Annotated in this window: 11 protein-coding genes; 5 read left to right on the top strand and 6 right to left on the bottom strand. The window is 77.3% G+C overall.

What is annotated here, in order from left to right:
- Window positions 1-103: 103 nt before the first annotated feature.
- The 5 genes from AB0N04_RS00725 to AB0N04_RS00705 all read left to right on the top strand — a co-directional run bounded on the left by AB0N04_RS00725 (window position 104) and on the right by AB0N04_RS00705 (window position 5,520).
- The gene (locus AB0N04_RS00725; RefSeq protein WP_360205457.1) at window positions 104-1,372 is read left to right on the top strand and encodes an acyl-CoA dehydrogenase family protein; all 1,269 of its coding nucleotides are present in this window, start codon (window positions 104-106) and stop codon (window positions 1,370-1,372) included.
- A gap of 451 nt (window positions 1,373-1,823) precedes the next feature.
- A complete protein-coding gene (locus AB0N04_RS00720) occupies window positions 1,824-4,040 on the top strand; it encodes an ATP-binding protein (RefSeq protein ID WP_360205189.1) in 2,217 nt (738 codons plus the stop codon).
- On the top strand, window positions 4,040-4,471 hold the full coding sequence (locus tag AB0N04_RS00715) for a roadblock/LC7 domain-containing protein (RefSeq protein WP_360205186.1): 432 nt from the start codon (window positions 4,040-4,042) through the stop codon (window positions 4,469-4,471). The genes AB0N04_RS00720 and AB0N04_RS00715 overlap by 1 nt, the downstream gene beginning before the upstream one ends.
- The gene (locus tag AB0N04_RS00710; RefSeq protein ID WP_360205183.1) at window positions 4,468-4,848 is read left to right on the top strand and encodes a DUF742 domain-containing protein; all 381 of its coding nucleotides are present in this window, start codon (window positions 4,468-4,470) and stop codon (window positions 4,846-4,848) included. Before AB0N04_RS00715 ends, AB0N04_RS00710 begins: the two co-directional genes overlap by 4 nt.
- Window positions 4,849-4,944: 96 nt before the next feature.
- Window positions 4,945-5,520 carry an ATP/GTP-binding protein gene (locus tag AB0N04_RS00705; RefSeq protein ID WP_360205180.1) on the top strand — a complete coding sequence of 192 codons (576 nt, stop codon included), beginning with the start codon at window positions 4,945-4,947 and terminating at the stop codon, window positions 5,518-5,520.
- A gap of 91 nt (window positions 5,521-5,611) precedes the next feature.
- On the opposite strand, the gene AB0N04_RS00700 is transcribed toward AB0N04_RS00705, so the two are convergent.
- The 6 genes from AB0N04_RS00700 to AB0N04_RS00675 form a co-directional block, all read right to left on the bottom strand.
- Window positions 5,612-6,100 (bottom strand): MarR family transcriptional regulator, encoded by a 489-nt coding sequence (locus AB0N04_RS00700; RefSeq protein WP_360205177.1) that lies wholly within the window; start codon window positions 6,098-6,100, stop codon window positions 5,612-5,614.
- 98 nt (window positions 6,101-6,198) lie between these two features.
- Complete coding sequence (locus AB0N04_RS00695; protein WP_360205175.1) at window positions 6,199-8,277, bottom strand: hypothetical protein; 2,079 nt, start codon at window positions 8,275-8,277, stop codon at window positions 6,199-6,201.
- Window positions 8,274-12,029, bottom strand: coding sequence for a DUF5682 family protein (locus AB0N04_RS00690; protein ID WP_360205172.1), 3,756 nt, complete (start codon window positions 12,027-12,029; stop codon window positions 8,274-8,276). The genes AB0N04_RS00695 and AB0N04_RS00690 overlap by 4 nt, the downstream gene beginning before the upstream one ends.
- A gap of 4 nt (window positions 12,030-12,033) precedes the next feature.
- The gene (locus tag AB0N04_RS00685) at window positions 12,034-13,203 is read right to left on the bottom strand and encodes an AAA family ATPase (protein WP_360205170.1); all 1,170 of its coding nucleotides are present in this window, start codon (window positions 13,201-13,203) and stop codon (window positions 12,034-12,036) included.
- On the bottom strand, window positions 13,200-18,272 hold the full coding sequence (locus tag AB0N04_RS00680) for a hypothetical protein (protein WP_360205167.1): 5,073 nt from the start codon (window positions 18,270-18,272) through the stop codon (window positions 13,200-13,202). Before AB0N04_RS00680 ends, AB0N04_RS00685 begins: the two co-directional genes overlap by 4 nt.
- Complete coding sequence (locus AB0N04_RS00675) at window positions 18,269-19,117, bottom strand: DUF4132 domain-containing protein (protein ID WP_360205455.1); 849 nt, start codon at window positions 19,115-19,117, stop codon at window positions 18,269-18,271. The genes AB0N04_RS00680 and AB0N04_RS00675 overlap by 4 nt, the downstream gene beginning before the upstream one ends.
- Between the last annotated feature and the right edge of the window lie 263 nt (window positions 19,118-19,380).

Here is a 19,380-nt window from a genome sequence, read left to right as displayed (position 1 = left end):
CCACCTCCACACACCCCACCTGTTCCCGGGGGCGGCCGGAGCGGCTTCGACGGCACGGACGGAGGCACGACACACCCGCTGAACGAGAGGACCCAGCATGGCGATGGACTACTTCACCGACGAGCGACACGAGAGTCTCCGGGTCGAGGTCCGGGAGTTCGCGGAGAAGGAGATACGCCCGCACGTGGCCAGAATGGAGGCCGATCGAACGGTCGAGTTCGAGCTCGCACGGGAGATCGCCCGCCGGGGCTGGATCGGTGTGACGATTCCGCGCGAGTACGGCGGACTCGGGCTCGGGCACCTCGCCAAGACCGTGATCGTGGAGGAGCTGGCCCGGGTCAGCGGCGCCATGGGCGCGATGGCCCAGGCCTCCCAGCTCGGCGTCGCCAAGGTCATCCACTTCGGCTCGCCCGCCCAGCGGCGCGCCTGGCTGCCGCGGTTCGCCTCCGGCCGGTCCCTGCCGACCATCGCCGTCACCGAACCGGAGTCCGGCGGCCACGTGCTGGGCATGGCCGGCACCGCCCGCCGCGAGGGCGACGAGTACGTGCTCAACGGCCGCAAGTGGTTCGTCGGCAACTCCCACATCGGCGACGTGCACGGCGTGGTCCTGCGCACCGACGAGGGCAGCCGGGGCCTGTCCGCGTTCCTGGTGGAGAGCGACCGCCCCGGCTTCCGCACCGGGGAACTCGGCTCGCAGAGCGGCCTGCACGGCTTCAGCTTCGGCGAGATCGTCTTCGAGGACTGCCGCATCCCGGTCGGCAACCGGCTGGGCCGCGAGGGGCAGGGCCTGGACGTCGCCTACTCCTCCTCGACCCTGTACGGACGGCTCAACCTCGCCGCCGTCGCCCTCGGCATCCACGTGGCGATCGTCGAGGACACCGCGCGCTTCGCCGAGGAGCGGGTGCTGTACGGCAAGCCGCTCAACCAGCTGCCCAACATCGCGCTCAAGCTCGGCGAGATGCAGTCCCGGCTGATGACCGCCAAGTTGGCCGCGTACCACGCCTCGCACCTGCTCGACCACGGCAAGGCCTGCGACGCCGAGCTGATGAACGCCAAGCTCATCAACACCGAGTACGCGCTGGACTCCGCGCGCAACGCCATGGAGATCCACGCGGCCCGGGGCCTGCAGACGGAGTTCGGCATCGAGCGCTACCTGCGCGACGCCACCCACGTCTACCCGCCGGCCGGCACCTCGGACGTCCAGCGGCTGCGGCTCGGCCAGGTCGCCTGCGGCACCTACGGCAAGCAGTGGTCGGCGGAGCTGTCCGGCCTGGCGAGCTGGGCGTGGACCGAACTGTCCCAGCACGAGGCCGCGGTGGAGGAGCAGGCCTTCCGCGGCGCGCAGATCGTGCCGATACCGCTGGCGGGCTGACCGGCGGCCGCCGTCCGGCCGGGCCGCGGTGCGCCCGCGTGCGGCGTCGGGTGTTCGTGTGCGGCGGCAGCGGAGGACCGCGAACGTTCAGCATAGCGACGGATTGACCTGTTCCTGACGGCTCTCCGGGAGGCTCCCCTGGCCCCCCGGAGAGCCGTACTCGTTCCCCCGGAACCGAGTTGAGCTGCGATGATGCGTCGGCGAACGCTTCGACCGGAATTGTGCGGCGACGCCAGAAGCCGTTCACATATCGTCAGTTGATGTTGCGATGAGGGCACCTGGGGCTGGTAGCGTTCCTGCCGTCGGCGGCCGTGCTGCACCCCGTCCGGACGATGACACCGCGTCAACCCGTCCGGCCACCCCGGCCGTGGCGCCCTGAAGCCCCGGCCGAACCGCGCACGGGCCGACCCGCCGTTCGGCCCAGCGACCCGGCCCTGCAACAAGGAATCAGATGCCAGGCATATCGGCCCCCCGCACGGGCCACCGCGCCGGCCGGTCCGGCTCGCTCCGCAGCTCCCTCCTCGCCCTCGTGCTGGTCCCCAGCCTGGGCCTCGCCGCCGCCTGGGGCTACGCCGCCTACCTGCTGCGCGACGCCGAGCACCGCACCGCGCTGGTCGTCGGCAGCGCCGTCGTCGCGGTGGTCCTGCTGGTCAGCCTGGTCCGCGGCGTCCGGGCCGCCCGGGCGCTGTCCGCCCGCCTGTCCGGACTGCGCTCCGACACCCTCGCGCTCGCCCAGCAGGAGATCCCCGAGGTCGTCGACCGGCTGCGCGCCGGCGAGCCGGTGCCCACCCCGCCCGCCTGGTCGCCCTCCCGCCGCGCCGGCGACGAGGTCCAGCAGACCACCGACGGCCTCGCCGCCGTGCGCCAGGCCGCCGTCGCCGCCATCGTGCACCAGGCCCAGGGCCGCGAGGGCACCAAGAAGGTCTTCCTCAACATCGCCCGGCGCACCCAGATCCTGATCCACCGCCAGATCAGCATGCTCGACGCCCTGGAGCGCGAGCACGAGGAACCCGAGCTGCTGCGCGAACTGTTCGCCGTCGACCACCTCGCCACCCGGATGCGGCGCAACGCCGAGAACCTCGTCATCCTCGGCGGCGCCCTGCCCGCCCGGCGCTGGCGCAACGCCGTGCCGATGGTCAACGTGCTGCGCAGCGCCGTCTCCGAGACCGAGAACTACGCCCGCGTCGTCGTCCAGGGCGTGCCGCGCGCCTCGCTCAGCGGGCAGGCCGTCGCCGACGTCATCCACCTCATCGCCGAGCTGATCGAGAACGGCACCACCTTCTCCCCGCCGTACACCCAGGTGCAGGTCTCCGCGCAGGAGGTCACCAAGGGCCTCGCCGTCGAGGTCGAGGACCGCGGCCTCGGCATGGGCGAGGAGGAGTACGAGCGGCTCAACGACTACCTGGCCAACCCGCCCGAGCTGGACGTCTCCGCCCTCGGCGACGACCTGCGCCTGGGCCTGTTCGTCGTCGCGCGGCTCGCCGCCCGGCACGACATCCAGGTGACCCTGCGGCCCTCGCCGTACGGCGGCACCCGGGCCGTGGTGCTGGTGCCGTCGGTGCTGCTGGAGCAGGCCGAGCAGCCGGCCTCGGTGCCCGGGCTGCCCTCCGGCGCCCGGGTCACCCGGACCCCGGTGCCCGAGGCGACGGCGACGGCGACGGCGGACGACGCCGCGGCCGCGGAGCTGTCGGGCGCGCTGGCCGGGGTGCTCGGCGGGCTGCTGGGCGGGGAGCCCGGCGCGGCTCCCGGGGGCACGGGCGCTCCGGGCCGGGACGGCGGGTCCGACTCTGCCGGTCCGGCTGGGTCGGCCGGTGCGCCCGGGCTCCCTGGGGGTCCCGACGCCGCGGTGGTCACCGGAGCGCCGGATGCGCCGGGGGTTCCCCGTCTGCCGGGTCTGCCGGGTGCGCCGGGCGGTCCCGACGGGCCGGGTGTGCCGGGTCTGCCCGGCCTGCCGGGTGGCCCCGGGATCCTCGGCGAGGGCAACAGCGGTGTGATCATCGGTGAACTGCTCGCCCAGTACCCCGTGGACCCCGGGCCCGAGGACGGCACCGCCCAGGCCCCGGCCAACGGCGGGCTGCCGGTCGGCGCCGAGATCCCCGGCCTGCCCGGTGCGGTGGTCGTCCCCCGGCCCGCCATGCCGAGGCCGTACGACCTCCCGGGCGGCGAGTCGGCCACCGGACCGGACACCGCGGTCGAACCCGCCGGGCCGCCCTTCGACGGCGTCGGCGCCGACCGTGGCACGCCCACCCACGAGCGAGCCGAGGAGGCCCCCCTGGAGCACGGGCCCGACGGCGAGCTGCGCACCCCGCGGATCCTGCCGCAGCGGGTCCGCAACGCCAGCCTCGCCGAGCAGCTCCGCGAGGCCAACGCGCCCGGCGCCATGATGCCCCCGGCGGCCGGTCTCCCGGCTCAGGCGGGCCCGGCGAACGCCCCGCGGACCGGCCCCCGGCACCTCGGCGCCGAGATCGACGACCCGTCACCGCAGCGCTCGCGCGCCACCATGGCCGCCATCCAGCGCGGCACCCGGACCGCCCGCGCGGCCGACCACGAACCGGACGGGCCCGCCACGCCCGCCGCCCCCCAGGCACCGGCCGCGCCGCACGCCCCGGCCGCACCCGCCGCCGCCCAGGAAGCCTCCGCCGTTCAGGAAGCCAAGGATCAGCAGTGATGACGCAGCACACCGACACCCAGCGCGACCTCAACTGGCTGCTGGACCAGCTGGTGGCGCGGGTCCCCGAGACCCGCCACGCCATCGTCCTCTCCGAGGACGGCCTGCTGGTCGGCATGTCGCAGGGCCTCGACCGGGCCGACGCCGAGCACCTGTCGGCCGTCGCCTCCGGCCTGCAGAGCCTCGCCCGCGGCGCCGGGCACCGGTTCAACGGGGGCCGGGTCCGGCAGACCGTGGTCGAGATGGACCAGCTGTTCCTCTTCGTCACCACCGCCGGCCAGGGCGCCCGGCTCGCCGTCCTCACCAGCGAGCAGGTGGACGCCGGGCTGATGGCCTACGAGATCAACATGCTGGTCAAGCAGGTCGGCCAGTACCTCACCGCGGCGCCGCGCAGCGACGCCGGCCAGGCCGGCGCGGGTGGCGGTGCGTGACCGCCGACGCCGACGAGGCCTGGTTCTACGACAAGGACGCAGGCCATCTGGTCCGCCCCTACGCCATCACCAACGGGCGTACCGGTCCGGTCCGTGACGGCTTCGCGCTGATCACCCTGGTGGTCACCGCGGACCCGCGCACCGACACCAGCCGGCTCACCCCCGAGCCGGCCGCGATCATCGACCTGTGCCGCGAACGCCCGCTGGCCGTGGCCGAGATCGCGGCCACGCTCGACCTGCCGGTGAGCGTGGTCAAGGTGCTGCTGGACGACCTGGCCGAGGCCCGGCTGATCCTCACCCGTGCCCCGGTGGCGCTCGCCGAGGCACCGGACATCGCGCTGATCCAGGCCGTGATCGAAGGCGTCCGCCGGCTCTGACCGGGCGGCTGCCGACCGTTCCCCGCAGCTCTCCCCAGCTCCGCCCAGTCCTCCCCAGCTCTCCGCACACTCCAGCAGCACTCCAGGAGACCCGAATTGACGACCCAGAGCCTGGTGCCGGGCGCGGTCAAGATCCTCGTCGCCGGTGGCTTCGGCGTCGGCAAGACCACCATGGTCGGATCGGTCAGCGAGATCGAACCGCTCCAGACCGAGGAGCGGATGACCCGCGCCAGCATCGGGATCGACAACCTCGACGGTGTCCAGGGAAAGTCCACCACCACCGTGGCGATGGACTTCGGGCGGATCACCGTCCGCGAGGACCTGGTGCTCTACCTGTTCGGCACCCCCGGCCAGTTCCGGTTCTGGTTCATGTGGGATGACCTCGCCCTCGGCGCGCTCGGGGCGATCATCCTCGCCGACACCCGGCGGCTCGAGTCCAGCTTCGCCGCCGTGGACTTCTTCGAGCAGCGCGGCATCCCGTTCGCGATCGGCGTCAACTGCTTCCACGGCCGGCGCGACGCCAGCCCCGAGGACGTCCGCCGCGCCCTCGACCTCGGCCCCGAAGTCCCGATCGTGCTCTGCGACGTCCGGGAGCGCTCGTCCAGCAAGGAACTGCTGCTCGCCCTGCTCGACCGGGTCCGCCAGGACGCCCTGGCCGCCGGTCGACGCTGAGCACCCGCCGACCGTCGGGGCCACCGGGGCCACCGCGACCGGCAGACCCGGCAGACCCTCGCGGCCCGGCCTCGGTCGGCCCGGGCGGCGGTCAGGCCCGGGCGGCGGCCAGCCCGGGGCCGGCCTCCGCGGTGGCCTCGTCGTCGAGCTCGGCCAGGCCGCGCACCAGCGGGGCCAGTTCGGGGAGTTCGGCGGCCTGCGCCAGGGTCGCCTCCAGGGCCGCGTCGTGCACCGGACGGGCGGCCTCCAGCAGGGTGCGGCCCTCGGGAGTCAGCTCGGTGTAGATGCCGCGCCGGTCGTCGGCGCAGAGGTAGCGGGCGAGCAGCCCGCGGTCCTCGAGCCGGGTGACCAGCCGCGTGGTCGCGCTGCTGCTCAGCGCCGCGGCGCGGGCCAGCTGCTGCATCCGCATGTGCCACCCGTCCTGGCGCGAGAGCGCGTCCAGCACGGTGTACTCGACCACCGAGAGCCGGTGCTCCGACTGGAGCGCCTTCTCCAGGGCGGTCTCGATCAGGCCGTGCAGCGCGGCGAGCGTCCGCCAGCCACGGGCCCGGACCTCGGCCGCGTCGTCACGGATCCCCATCGCCCGCCGTCCCTTCCGTCCTCCGGTGCCGCCGTGCTTCCCACAACGCTCCGGCTGCGACCAGTATGCCAGCCGACGCCGATTACCTGTCCGTGCAATTAGCTCCCCGCGGGCATCTCCTCCGGCCTCCCCTCCGGTCTCCCCTCCGCGGCCGGAACCCGGTCCGCCTCCCCCGACCAGCCGGCGGCGCAGAGCGCGGTGGCCACCGCCTCGGTGTAGCAGGCCGCCGCCAACCATGCTCCGGCGAAGGCCTCGTGGTCGTCCGCGACCACCCGGCCGAACACGTCGCGCCGCTGGTCGGCCGCCGCCGACCGCAGGACGTCGAGCAGCTCGGCGGCCGTGCCGAGCCCGGCGGCGCGCAGCAGCTCGCGGTCGGCCGCCGCCGTGGCCGCACTCGGGGCCGTCGCGTGCCGCCCGGTGGTGACCGTCTGGTCGACCCGGCGGCCCAGCACGTGCACCGGCGGGCCGTAGGGCGCCGCGGCGGGGAGGTCACGAGGAGCGGCGCCGGTGGGGGCGGGGCCGGTGGGGGCGGCAGCCGTCCGGTCCGCGCCGGCCAGGTCGGCGGTCTGGAGGCGTTCGAGGCCGAGGTTGACCCGGTCGGCCCGGTCCACGGGGAGGGCGAGGGCCGGGGCACCCTGCGGGTCGTGGTCGCCGGGGGCCCGGGGCGGCGCCGGGGGCGTGCCGATCGCCAGCAGGCGCAACGCCGGGCGCTCCGCGCGCTCCAGGCGCCCGATCACGCGCAGCCGCAGGCCGGGCGCGGTGGCCAGCAGGGCGAGGTTCGCCCGGAAGGCCAGCCCCGGGTGCTCGTGCCCCGGCCGCAGCGCGAGCAGCAGGCCCGGCCCGTCCGCGCCGGGACCGGCGTCCGCACCGTGCCCATCCTCCGCGCCGTCCGTGCAACGGGCCAGCAGCTGCGGTGCGCCGCCCGGGCCGTCCGGCACGGCGCCCAGCAGCGTCACGTCCAGGAACAGCAGGTCGCTCCCGGCCCGCCGGGTGTCGTGCGGCTCCTCCTCCGCCTCCAGCGCCCGTGCCACCTGGACGGCGGCCGGCTCGGCCCAGAGCGCCGCCACCGGCTCCGCCGTCCACGCCGCGCCCGACGCCCGCACGGCCCGGACGGCGGCACCCGCGCCCAGGCGCCCGGCGGCGGACCTGGTCGCGCCCTGGACGAGCAGCCCCGCCCGGCTGAACTCCCGGTGGCTGAGCTGTGCCTCACCCAGCCGGACCGCCCGGTTGCCCGCCCCGACCGCCTGCGCGGCGGCCGCCGCCGCGTCCCCGTGCGGCACCACCTCGGCGATCGTGCTCAGCCGGCCCGCGGCGTCCACCGCCCAGCTCAGCGCGCCCGCGTGGGTGGCCGTCAGCACCGGCTCGGCGAACAGCCCGTGCAGCCGCAGCCCGCCCTCCTCCTCGTACACCTGACGGGCGGTGCCGCGCAGCCCGGCCACCGGGCCGACGCCGCAGGTCAGCGCCGTGGTGAGGGCGAGCAGCTCGCGCAGACCGGCCACCAGGTCCGCCAGGCGGTACTCCGGTGCCCCGGACCGGGCCGCGCGGACCCTGGTCACCACGGTGACCGCGGCCGCGGCCGGGCGGTACAGACCGGCCAGCCGGGCCCGGTGGGCCGCCCGCAACAGCTCGGCCTGGGCGACGGCGCCCGCGCCGCTCACCCCCGCCGCCAGGATCGCGCACCCGGCGCGGTGGAGGTGGCGGGCGGCGGCCGACTCGGTGCCGGTCAGGGCGGTGCCGGTCGGTTCGGTGCCGGTCGGTTCGGGGTCGGCCGACTCGGTGCCGGTCGGTTCGGGGTCGACGGGCTCGGCTCCGGTCCGTTCGGGGCCGGCCGGGGCCGGTGCGGCGGACTCCCCGGCGGGTTCCTCGACGGGTTCCTCGGCCAGCGGGCAGAGCATGACGGCCGCCGCCCGGTGCACGCAGGAGGGCGCGAGCAGACAACCGCAGCGGACGTCGGCCTGGTCGGCCACCACCGCACCCGCGGCGTGCAGGACCAGCGCCGCCTCCTCGTCCACCTCCACCCGCCACTCGTCGCCGGTGCGCAGCACCGGGCGCTCCGCCAGCTTCGCCGCCGCGGCGTCCAGCCGCTTCTGCAGCCGGACGCTCAACCCGGCCACCACCTCGGCGACCACCTCCGGCCGGACCGCCGGCCAGCCGACCGCCTGTTCGGACACGCTCATCGCACCTTCTCCCCCACCCAACGGGCCAGTTCCAGCGGACTCAGCGCCGCCACGGGCATGCCGGCCGCGACCAGCCGGCCCGCGACCGCCTTCGAGTAGCGGGCCGTGCCGGAGTCGTCCAGCGCGGCGCAGCCCAGCAGCTGCACGCCCGAGTCCACCAGCGCCCGGGTCTCGGCCAGCAGCGCGCCCAGCGGGCCGCCCTCCTCGAAGTCGCTGACCACCACGACCAGTGTCCGGGAGGGCACCGACACCAGCTTCCGCGCGTAGCGCAGGCCGGTCGCGATGCTGGTGCCGCCTCCGATCCGCACCTCCAGCAGCAGGCTCAGCGGATCCTCCACCCGCTCGGTCAGGTCGACGACCTCGGTGGAGAAGGCCACGAAGTGGGTGCTCAGCGCCGGTACCCCGGCCAGGATCGAGGCCGTCAGCGCGGCCCAGACCGTGGACGCCTCCATCGACCCGGAGACGTCCACCACCAGGACCAGCCGCCAGTCGGCCGCCTGCCGGGCCCTGGTCCGGAACACCGGGCGCTCGGGCACGATCAGGGTGCCGCCGCCGTCCGACGGGCGGGCGGTGGCGAGATTGGCCCGGATGGTCCGGTCCAGGTCCAGCCGACCGCCCGGGCGGCGGGTCGGACGCGGCACGCTGATGCCGGTCAGGGCCGGGCGCAGCCTGGTCGCCAACGCGCGGGTCAGTTCGTCCACCAGGCGGCGCACGAGCGGGCGCAGCCGGGCGATCCGCGCCTCCGGCAGCCCGCCCGCGTGCTCCAGCACCGTGCGCAGCAGGTCGACCGAGGGGCGGACGGCACCCGGCTCGATCGCCTCCAGGGCGTCGGTGCGCCCTTGGGCGACCGCGGCCGCCAGCACCTCCTCCCGGATGCCCGGCCCGAACAGCGCCGAGAGCTCCTCGGCCCACTCCCGCACCCCCGGGTAGGGCGCCTCGCGGCCGCCCCGGCCGGCGCGACTGTCCAGACCCGGGCCGGACCCCTCGCCGTGGCCGGTGCCGTACAGCTCGTCGAGGGCGGTGGCGAGTCGGGATCCCCGACCGCTCAGGCCTCCGCGGCCCGGGCGGCCGAGCAGCAGCCGCCAGCGCTCGGCGGGGGCGAGGGTGTGGGCCGGGCCGGGTGCCGGGGCCGGAGATGGTGCCGGGGCCGGTGATGGCGCCGGGCCCGGGGGCTCAGCGGGCGGCGTCGGCAGCAGGCCGCGGCGGGCCAGGGCCGCGCGGGCGGCGAGGTCCGCGCGGACCCAGCCGGCGACCACGGCGGGGTCGACGTCCTCGGGCAGGCCCGTCAGCCGGGCGCCCAGGCGCTCCTCCACCAGCGTCAGCAGGCGCTCCCGGGCGGCCGGGCTGAGGGTGTCGAAGCCGCCGCGCAGGGCCGGCAGCCGGTCCAGGAAAGCTGCGTCCGGCAGCGCGGTGACCCGCTCCAGCAGCGGTTCGAGGGCCTCGGGTGCGGAGTCGAACAGACCCTCGGCCGCCGTCAGCAGGCCGGTCAGTCCGCGCCCGAGCGCGTGGCGGGCCTGCGGACCGGTCGCGCCGTCCACCCAGGAGGCCGCCCGGCCGCCCAGGGCCGCCGCGGGCTCCTGGCCCAGCAGCACCCGGACCGCGCCGGCCGCACCGCGCACCAGCGGGCTGCCGTGGTCGGCGAGGTCGGCCAGCACCTTCCCCAGCCGCAGGCCGCCGTCGCGGTCCGCCCGCCGCGCCAGCTCCACCAGCGCGCGGGCGTCCGCCGGATCGTCGGACCCGCCGAGGCCCTCCAACTGCCGCACGGCCGCGACCGTCAGCAGCTCGCGCACCGCGCCGAGCCGTGCGGCCGTGCCCGCACCGGGCGGGGCGGGGGCGCCGCCCCCGGCGTCGTCCGCAGCCTCGACACCGTCCGCGCCGACCGGGGCGCCCGCCGGCGGCCCGCCGGGCACGGGGTAGCCGGCGACGTGGCCGGCCAGCAGGCGGTCGAGGAGCGCGAGGGCGTCGAGGAGGTCGGGGAGCGCGCCGGAGGCGGGCAGGACGGCGGCGAGTTGGCCCAGGCGGGTGTCGGCGAGCACCGGCAGACCGCAGGCGGCCGCGTCCGCGAGGCCCTGGACGACCTCGCGGGCGGTCGGCTCCTCGCGCAGGCGTTCGCGCAGGGCGCCCTCGGCGGCCTGCGCCGGGGTGACACCACGGGTGCCGGCGACGGTGAGCACGGCGGCGGTGGCCGGGGTCCAGTGGAGCCGCCAGCGGGTGCCGATGGCCTCCGTGCCGCCCGCGCCGGTGGTCGGGACCGGGTCGGCGTAGCTGACGCCGCAGGCGGCGAGGCGCCGGAGCAGGATCTCGCGGCGGCGGTCCAGCGGGGTGCGCAGCGGGTCGAGGCGTACCTCCCGGGGGCCCGGGTCGGTGGGGCCGGGCAGGCCGAGGTCGTCGAGGAGGCGCTCGACGGCGGGGGCGAGGCCGCTGCGCGGGGCCGCCGGGGTGGCGCGGCCGGTGCGGGTGCCGACCAGGACGCGTTCCAGCGCCCGGGCGACGGCACGGCCGCGGCCGAGGGGCTCGCCCTGGGCCAGGACCGTCTGGACGGCTTCGACGAGTTCGCCGCGGCCGGGGGCGGCGTGGCCGCGCAGGCGGGCGAGGTCCCCGGCGAGGCGGACGATCTCGCGGGCGTCGGCCGGCCCGGAGGGGTGGTCCTGGTCGCGCAGGGCGGCGCAGATCCGGACCGCGGTGGTGGTGAGGGCCCGGGCGAGGCGCTCCGGGTCTCCCGCGGCGTCCAGCACGGTGTGCTGCCACTCCGGGTCACGGATGCCGGCCGGGTAGCCGGAGCGGGCGTCCAGCAGCGGGTAGGTGTAGGGGATCAGCGAGAGGACGTGGCCCGGGCCGGACAGCTCCGCCTCGGCGGTGCGAACGGCCGGCCGGCCGGGAGCGTCGCGGAGGTCGGGAGCGCCCGGGAGCTCGGGATCGTCGAGCAGGGCCGGGGCGTGGAAGGCACCGACCACGGCGGCGACCCGGCGGCCGCCCGCCGCGGCGGCCCGGATCCGGGACCGCATCCAGGCCTCGCGCCGCAGGTCGTACCCGTCGACCCCGGGGCCGGCCGCGGCGTCGCGGCGCAGCGCCCAGCCGACCAGCAGGGCGGCGCGCCGGACCGCCTCGGGGGTGGAGCCGGGGGCGGCCGTCTCGACCAGGCGGTCCCACAGGTCGTCGTCGGTGTCGCGTCCGGAGAGCCGCCGGCGCAGCGCGTCGGCGACGCCGGGCTCCCCGGGGACGGGTGCGCCGACTCCCCGCCCTCCGGGGGTGGCCGGAGCGTCGCCGCCGGCGGTGCGGCGGTGTGCCAGCGGGAGGTCGCAGGCGACCGCCTCGACGCCGTTGCGGCGCGCCCAGCGCAGGGCGGCCAGCTCCGGGGAGAAGTCCGCGAACGGGTAGAAGGCGGGGCCGTCGGCGCCCCCGGCCTCCTCGGGGCCGGAGGGCGCGGCCGCGAGGGCGACCGGTGCCTCGGTGGCCTCGTCCGCCAGCCAGCCGAGCCAGGGCTGGAACTCGGCGGGGAGTTCGACCAGCAGCACCTCCGGTCGGGCCGCGTCGAGCAGCGCGGGGACGACCGCGCTGAGCGACGGCGCGTGGTGACGCACGCCGATCAGGTAGGGCCCGGGCCGGTCGGTGCCGGAGGCGGCCAGCCGGTCGGCCTCCGCCCGGACGGCCCGGCGCGGGTCGTCCGGGCCGGCGCCGCCTGCGGGCGCCGGGCCGCCCGGTCGTGCCGGGCCGAGGGGGACCGCCGGGGCGGGCGTCACCGCGCTGCTCATCGGATCAGGCCTCCAGTGCCGGGCGGAGGTCCCACAGGGTGCGCCAGGTGGCGGCGCCCTGTTCGGCGCGGCGGCGGACCGGGCCGTCCCAGTAGCCGAGGAGCCGGGCGGCGTCGGCCGGGTCGTCCTTGCGGACGACGCCGATGAGCTGGCCGGGGAGGCGGCCGAGCAGGTCGCCGCCGTCGGGGAGGTAGGCGGCGGTGACGCCGAGGGCCGTGGCGACGGAGACCGCCTCGGCGGTGCTCATCACGGTGGAGGGGCGTTCGACGTCCCAGCCCTCGGTGGAGCGCCCGGTGCGCAGGTCGCGGAAGGCGGTGACCAGGGCCTCCAGGACGGCGTCGTCCACCGCGTAGGGCGCTCTGGCGCGGGCGACGGCGGCGGTGGACTGCCGGCGGACGAGCTCGACCTCGGCGGCGAGGCTGCCGATCGGGCCGACCGTCTCGAAGTTGAACCGCCGCTTGAGCGCCGCGGACATCTCGCTGACGCCCTTGTCCCGCAGGTTGGCGGTGGCGATCAGGGTGAAGCCGGCGGCGGCGTGCAGCTGCCCGTCCGGGCTCCCGGCCAGCTCGGGCACGGCGATGCGCCGTTCGGAGAGCAGGGAGACCAGGGCGTCCTGCACCTCGGGCAGGCAGCGGGTCACCTCCTCGACGCGGGCGACCGCCCCGGTGGTCATCGCGGTGAGCACCGGGGAGGGGACGAGGGCCTCCCGGCTGGGCCCCTTGGCGAGCAGCAGGGCGTAGTTCCAGCCGTACTTCAGCTGGTCCTCGGTGGTGCCGGCGGTGCCCTGGACGGTGAGCGCGCTGGTGCCGCAGACGGCGGCGGCGAGCAGTTCGGAGAGCATGGACTTGGCGGTGCCCGGCTCGCCGACGAGCAGCAGGCCGCGCTCCCCGGCGAGGGTGACGACGCAGCGCTCGACGAGGGCCCGCTCGCCGACGAACTTCTGCTCCACGACCAGACCGCGGCGGCCGGCCTTGAGCTTCTCGCCGTCGCTGCCCATCACGAAGGTGACGACGGCGCGCGGGGTGAGCCGCCAGCCGGGCGGGCGCGGGCCGGTGTCGTGCGCGGCCAGGAACTCCAGTTCGGCGGCGTACCGCTCCTCGGGCGGGACGGTCTGGCGGACCGCGACGGTGCCGTCGGCCCCGCCCGGGGCGGTGGTGGCGGTGGTGGTGCTCATCGGCGGGCCTTCCTGCGCTTGCTGGTCCGGAGCTCTTCGTAGCCGGGGGTGTCGCCCTCGACCGTCCGCTGCCAGGCCCGGGCGAACAGCTCCGGGACGGGCTGCAGCGGCAGCGCGGCGTCGTGGGTGGTCGGCCCGTACAGGGCGGCCTTCCAGGTCTCGACGGGCAGGGCGGGTGACCTGGCCTCCTGCCAGCCGCCGGGCAGGAAGAGCGAGCGCCCGGCCCGGGCCCGCTTGGCCTCCAGGACCAGCCCGGTGCCGGCGAGTTCGGCGCGGGCCCGCTTGAGCCGGGCGGGCTTCCAGCCCGTCCAGCGGGCGACGTTGCGGTCGGTGGGGTCGGGAAGGGCGAGCAGCTGGAGGTAGAGCGCGGCCGCGTCCTCGCCGAGGCCGTGGGTGCGGGCCGCCTCGGTGACCAGCGCGGGCACGGTGAACTGCGGGTTCTGCAGCCACGCGGGGCCCTCGGTGTCGGCTGGGGCGGGGACGGCGGCGGCACCGGATCCGGCGAGGCGCTCCGCGTCGCCGCGCAGGACGGCCGCGATGGCGACCCGCTCGGTGCCGAAGTAGTAGCCCTGGCCGAGCCCGGCGAGCAGGTCGAGCACCGGGTCGTCGGGCCCGGTGAGCCCGGCTGGGCGCAGCCAGACCCGCTCGTACTCGTTGTGGTAGGGCGTCAGGACGAGGGCCGGACCGCAGCGGACCAGCCCGTCCGGATCGGCTCCGCCCTCGGCCGGGAGGCCGAAGTGGGGGCGCAGCACGGCCGCCAGCGACCCGCCCTTGTCGGTGTGGACGAGGTGGAAGTCGAGCAGCAGCTCCGGGTCGGCGAGGCGGGTGCGCAGGGCCTCGGCAGCGGTGGGCAGCAGCGGACGCAGCGGGCTGTCGGCGGGCAGGTGGTAGGCGAGCCAGCGCAGCGCGGCGAGGGTGTGGCCGATGTCCCCGGCGTCGGGTGCGGCGCTCGGGTCCTCGGCGGCCAGGCCGGAGTCGGTGGGCCGGAAGGCGGTGGTGCGGGTGAGCCACGGGCTCCGCGCGGGGTTGAGCACCGTCTCGACGTGCTCGATCCGCGCGCCCTTGACGTTGGCCTGGTCGGCCTCGGGCAGGGTGACGAGGCGTCCGAAGTGCCGCACCCAGGCGGCGGCCCCCGCCTGGAGGTCGGGGCCCTCCGTCCAGAGGGCCTGCGGGTCGGCGGGCAGCAGGGCGCCCCACACGGCGGCGAGGCCGTCCCGGGGGTGCCCGCGCAGCCAGTTGCGGGCGGCCTTGGCCTCGGTGGCCTTGAGGCCGTACTCGGCGAGGCGCTCGGCGGGCAGGACGGAGCTGTTCCAGTGGAAGAGCGCGGGCGGCGGGCTGAGCAGCAGGCCGGCGCGGGCGGCGCCCATCCCGGTGAGCTCGCCGAAGGCGGTGCCGCGGGCGGGCTGCCAGGGGACGCCCCCGTACTCGGTGACGGCCCGCCGGAAGGCGGTGGCCCAGGCGGCGTCGATCCGCTCCTCGGTGCCGCGTTCCCGGACCGTGGTGAAGTGGGCCACCGGGCCGAACTCGCCGCTCGGGTCGTGGTCGGCGGCGAGCCAGTGCGAGGTGCCGTCGTGGGTGTGCTGCCGGCCGAGGATGACGACGGTGCGTGCGCCGCGGCGCAGCACCTGGCCCTGGCGGTGGTCCCCGGCCCGGCGGGCGGTGCCGGTGTCCTCGGGTTCGGCGAGCACCGTCTCGCGCAGGGTGGCGCCGCGGTCGGCGAGCACGCCGCCGGTCAGCTCGCCGAGCAGCAGGAGCAGGCTGGAGCGGTGCTCCGGCGTGGTGAGCGGGGCGGCCGCCGCGTAGGCGAGGACGTCGAGGCGGCCGAGCAGGTGCAGCCAGGCGTGGCTGTCGTCGCCGCCCTGCAGGGTGACGGTGGCCGGGGTGCTCCAGCCGTCGCCCGCGGCGGCCGGCGGGTCGGCGAGGACGGCGGTGACGGTGCGCAGGTTGTTCACCACCCGCCAGCGCGCGGTGCCCCAGCCGCCGAAGCCGCCGACGTCGGGCAGCAGGGTGGCGACGGCGTCGCGCAGGTCGTGGTCACGCCCGTGGTCGGGCCGGAGTTCGGCCGCCTCCGCCCGGGAGGGCTTCTCCGCCTCGGGCTGCGGGACGAAGCGGGCCGTCCGGTAGAGCAGGTCGGCGGCGGCGCGGGCGAGGCCGGCGACCCCGGCGAGCAGCAGCGGGTGGCCGATGCCGGGCAGGACGTCGCCGACCGCCCGGACCGGCAGGGTGCGACGGGCGTCGCCGCGCTGGGCGACCGGCCGCCGCACGCCCTGGGTGGTGATCCAGCGCTGGTCCTCCTCGGGCACCGGCTCGGTGTCGACGGGCCAGGCGGCGTCGATCAGTCGGGCGGCCCGCTCGGCGTCGACGGTGCGCAGGACGCGCGAGCCGGCCTCGTCGCGGGGCCGCAGGGCGTGCCAGTGCTCGAGCGGCGGGACGAGTGCGGTGCCGGCGGCCGCGAGGTCACCGGCCCGGCAGGGGCGCAGGTCCGCGGTGCGGTCGGTGTCGGCGGTCAGGTCGGGCAGGGTCAGGGCGAGGGCGTCGCCGCCGTTCTCGGTGACGACCGGTCGGGCCCGGCCGGGGAGGGTGAGGCGGCCGACCGGGACGGCGCCCGGGTGGCGGCCGGTGAACGGCAGGACGATGGCCTCGCCGGCGGCGGTGCCGGTGGTGACGGCGCGCCCGGGGTCGATCCGGACCCAGCTGCCGAGCACGGTGCCGTCGGTGCCGAGCGGCGTCCCCTCCAGGCCCGGCTGGAGCGGCAGCAGCCGGGTGCGTGCGGTGTCCAGCCGGCCGGCCGCCGAGGTGGCGGCGACGATCGGCGGTTCGGCGGTGCGGCCGAGCGCACCGGTGTGCGGGTCGAGTTCGCGCAGGGCGGGTCCGCCCTGGCCGTGGCGCAGCGTCCAGTGGCCGGTGCCGTCGCCGAGGACGCGGTGTTCGGCGGGCAGCCGGGTGTCGCCGGGGTGCAGCGGGCGCTCGCCGGTGGTGCGGCCGCCGCCGGGCAGTGGCAGGGAGGGCGTCTCCGGGGTGCGGTCGCCGTAGTGGTAGCCGGCGATGTGCTCGCCGCCGAGTTCGAGCGTCTCGTCGGGCCGGCTGGACCAGTAGCCCCGCTGCTTGCCGTCCTGCTGCCAGACGACGAGGAGTTCGCCGTCGACGTGGCGCAGCCGGGGCCGGTTCCAGCTCTCCAGCTTGGGCACCCGCAGGGTGTGTTCCAGGACGACGCCCTGCGGACCGACCACGACGGCCTTGTCGTGGCGGGTGAGGATCAGCTGCGGCCAGGAGTCCTCGACGCTCAGGCCGAGGAGGCCGCCGGCGGTGTGGCCGGGGGTGTCGGTGGGCCGGGCGTCCGGGTCGGCACCGTCCGCCGGGTCGGCGAGGGCGGCCAGGGCCTCTTCGAGGGCGGGCCAGCCGAGTTCGTCGAGGATGCCGGCGCCGAGGGCCGCGGCGAGCAGGCCCGCGACGTCGAGGGCGGCGATCCGTTCGGCGGCGGCCGGGGCGACGTCCCGGATCGCGGTGCGGTGCGGGGTCAGCGCGCGGACCAGATCCGTGGCGGCGGCCAGGCCGCGGACGGCGGAGAGCTCCTCGGCGCGCTGCTCGGCCCACTCGGCGAGCAGCTCGCGCAGCAGCGGCAGGGCCGGTACCCGGTGCGTGACGGCGGCGTCCCAGGCGGCCGGGGTGGCGGCGCGCAGGGCGGGCCGGAAGCGCGGGTCGGCGGCGACGGCGGCGAGGGTCGCGCCGGCGGGGCCGCACTGCTCGACCCAGCCCTTGAGCTCGAAGCGGTGCTCGGGGGCCGGGTCGGCGACCGGGACGCCGTCGGCGAGCAGCCGGTCGAGCAGGTCGAGTTGGGTGTGGCTGCGGCGGACGCCGGTGTGGAGGTCCACCGGGACGCCGTCGGCCCGCAGCCGCTCGGCCATCCGGCCGGCCAGTGCGACGGTGGCGGCGCAGCCGGGCCGGCTGCGCCAGCCGCGGCCGAGGTGGTTGGTCCAGCGCTGGAGCCAGGCCGCGGCGGGCTCGGCACCCTCCGGACGCGGACCGGTGAGCAGCTGTTCGGCGCCCGTCCCGGCGAGGACGGCGAGCCAGCCGGCGTCCTGCGCGGCCGGGTCGTTGCCGCCCGGGTCGGGGGTGAGCTCCAGCAGGCGGGCCCGGGTGGCCCGGTCGCGGGTGCCGAGTTCGAGCAGCGCCCCGTGCCAGGACTTCCAGAACGCGGCGGGCGCCCGGTTGGCGCCGGGGGCGGCCAGCAGTTCTGCGAGCAGGGCCTGTTCGTGTTCGGTGCGGTCGAGCCCGGCGGCCCGGAGGAGGGCGCGGGCGTCCTCGGCGATCCCGGCGTAGGGCGCCATGCCGGCCGCGGAGCGCTCGGTGCAGAGCTGGCGGAAGCGCTCCCAGGCGGTGACCGGGTCGAGCCGGCCGGCGAGCTCCTTGACGTACTGGCGCAGGGACTTGACGGTGAGGGCGCCGGCGAGGGCGAACTCCAGGAAGACGGCGCGCAGCCGCTCCTCGTCGACGGCCAGGCCGTGGGTGCGCTCGGCCTCGCGGGCCTTGCCGAAGTACCCGGCGGCGTAGGTCTGGTTGCCGTGGGCGAGGAAGATCCGGCCGACCTCCTCGCAGAAGGTGGGCAGGAAGTGCGGGACGGCCCGGCCCAGCCGGGTGGCGAGCTCCTCGAAGCCGTCCTTGGCGGCGCCGGGCTTGGACCTGGCCTGGCGGCCGAGCCGCTCCATCTCCTTGACCAGGGCGAGCGCGTGGTGCCCGTTGGCCGGGTCGTGGACCAGCGCCCAGGCGGGGAAGCCGAGCGCCTCCTGGCGGACCTGGCCGACCTCGGCGGGAGCGCCGTCGGGGGCCAGCCCGAGGAAGTCGACGGCGAGGTCCTCGGCCGCTCCGAGGGCGCCGGGGACCAGCCGGACGATCCGCCGGCCGTCGAGCGCGGGGTGGGTGTAGGTGCGGGCGGTGAGGACGTCGGCGGCGCTGTCGGGGCGGCCGGCGCCGGGCACGGTGCCGGGCGGCAGCACGGCCCCGGCGTCGAGCAGGCGCTCGTGCGCGGCGGTGCCCCGGGCGGCCTGCTGGTGGGACGCGGTGGCGGTCATGCGGCTTCCTCCCCCTCGATCGTGCGGCCGGCGTGCAGCGCGGCGGCCATCCTCATGCCCTCGGACCAGGCGACCGGCCCGACCTCGGCGAGCGGCAGGGCCCGGCCGTCCGGCCCGGCCCAGCTGAGTGCGCCCGTCTCGCAGGCGTCGTACTCGTAGTAGTCGCCGACCCAGACGCGGGCCTCGACGCTGCGGCCCGCCTCCACCACGGTCTGGACGGCGTGGCCGCCGCGCACCCGGTGGCCGAGCCGGGCGCAGCGCCCGACCAGTTCGCGCAGCTCGCGGTAGCGCCCGCCGGCGTAGGTCGTGACCTCGGTGCCGGCCGGCGGCTCGGCCGGGCGGTGCCAGACCTCCCGGTAGAGCTGCTGGACCCGCTGCGAGACGCCGAGCTCGACGGCGAACTCGCGCAGCTCGTCGAGGTCCTGGAGCAGGACCGGGTGGGGTATCAGGACCTCGCCGTCGATGAGGCGCACGGTGTCGCCGTCGAGGTCGACCAGGCCGAGGCCGCGCTCGGCGTCCGCGCCGCGCAGGAAGCCGGCGACGGTGCCGTCCGGGCCGGTGACCACGAGGTCGCGCAGGACGGCCCGCCAGGCCTCGTCCGCCCAGACTTCGGTGAGCACGGCGGCGGGCACCGGCAGGGAGCGCACCATCCACCGCTCGACGTCGTCCAGGCAGCTCCGCTCGTGCGCGGCCAGCCACTCGGCGAGCTGCTTCAGCTGGGCGACCACCGGGTCGTCACCGAGCTTCGGCGGCAGGGACTTCAGCTCGCGGCCCGCCGCGTTGCGGCAGACCACCCGCCCCTCCCCGTCGAGCGTCACGCGGTAGCCCCCCGCGCCCGTTTCCACCCATGCCACGGCCGTTCTCCTCCCACCTGCTGGTCAGCGATGCGAGGAACGTAGCGAGGCCCACTGACACACCACCGCGGAGGGGGTGCCCGTACGGCGGCCCACGACCCCCAAACCCGTCGAACGAGTGAACGGGCGGCCGGGGATCCGGGGTCACGGGCCCCACGGGAGCGACCGGTTGCCGGCCCCGGCCGCCCGGCGTCCCCCGGCCGCCACGGCGGCGACGGCGACGGCGACAGCGGCGACGGCGACGGCGACGGCGG

The organism is Kitasatospora sp. NPDC051702 (genome assembly GCF_040681575.1).
Taxonomy (GTDB): domain Bacteria; phylum Actinomycetota; class Actinomycetes; order Streptomycetales; family Streptomycetaceae; genus Kitasatospora.
The sequence above is the reverse complement of the archived record's forward strand: the minus strand, read 5'-3'. Positions and strand labels throughout refer to the sequence as shown.

What these genes read in the sequence shown, in the direction of transcription:
- AB0N04_RS00715 (WP_360205186.1), top strand. Translation starts at nt 4,040, where the DNA reads ATGACGCAGCACACCGACACCCAGCGCGACCTCAACTGGCTGCTGGAC.
- AB0N04_RS00690 (WP_360205172.1), bottom strand. Translation starts at nt 12,029, where the DNA reads ATGAGCAGCGCGGTGACGCCCGCCCCGGCGGTCCCCCTCGGCCCGGCA.
- AB0N04_RS00700 (WP_360205177.1), bottom strand. Translation starts at nt 6,100, where the DNA reads ATGGGGATCCGTGACGACGCGGCCGAGGTCCGGGCCCGTGGCTGGCGG.
- AB0N04_RS00680 (WP_360205167.1), bottom strand. Translation starts at nt 18,272, where the DNA reads ATGACCGCCACCGCGTCCCACCAGCAGGCCGCCCGGGGCACCGCCGCG.
- AB0N04_RS00725 (WP_360205457.1), top strand. Translation starts at nt 104, where the DNA reads ATGGACTACTTCACCGACGAGCGACACGAGAGTCTCCGGGTCGAGGTC.
- AB0N04_RS00695 (WP_360205175.1), bottom strand. Translation starts at nt 8,277, where the DNA reads ATGAGCGTGTCCGAACAGGCGGTCGGCTGGCCGGCGGTCCGGCCGGAG.
- AB0N04_RS00685 (WP_360205170.1), bottom strand. Translation starts at nt 13,203, where the DNA reads ATGAGCACCACCACCGCCACCACCGCCCCGGGCGGGGCCGACGGCACC.
- AB0N04_RS00720 (WP_360205189.1), top strand. Translation starts at nt 1,824, where the DNA reads ATGCCAGGCATATCGGCCCCCCGCACGGGCCACCGCGCCGGCCGGTCC.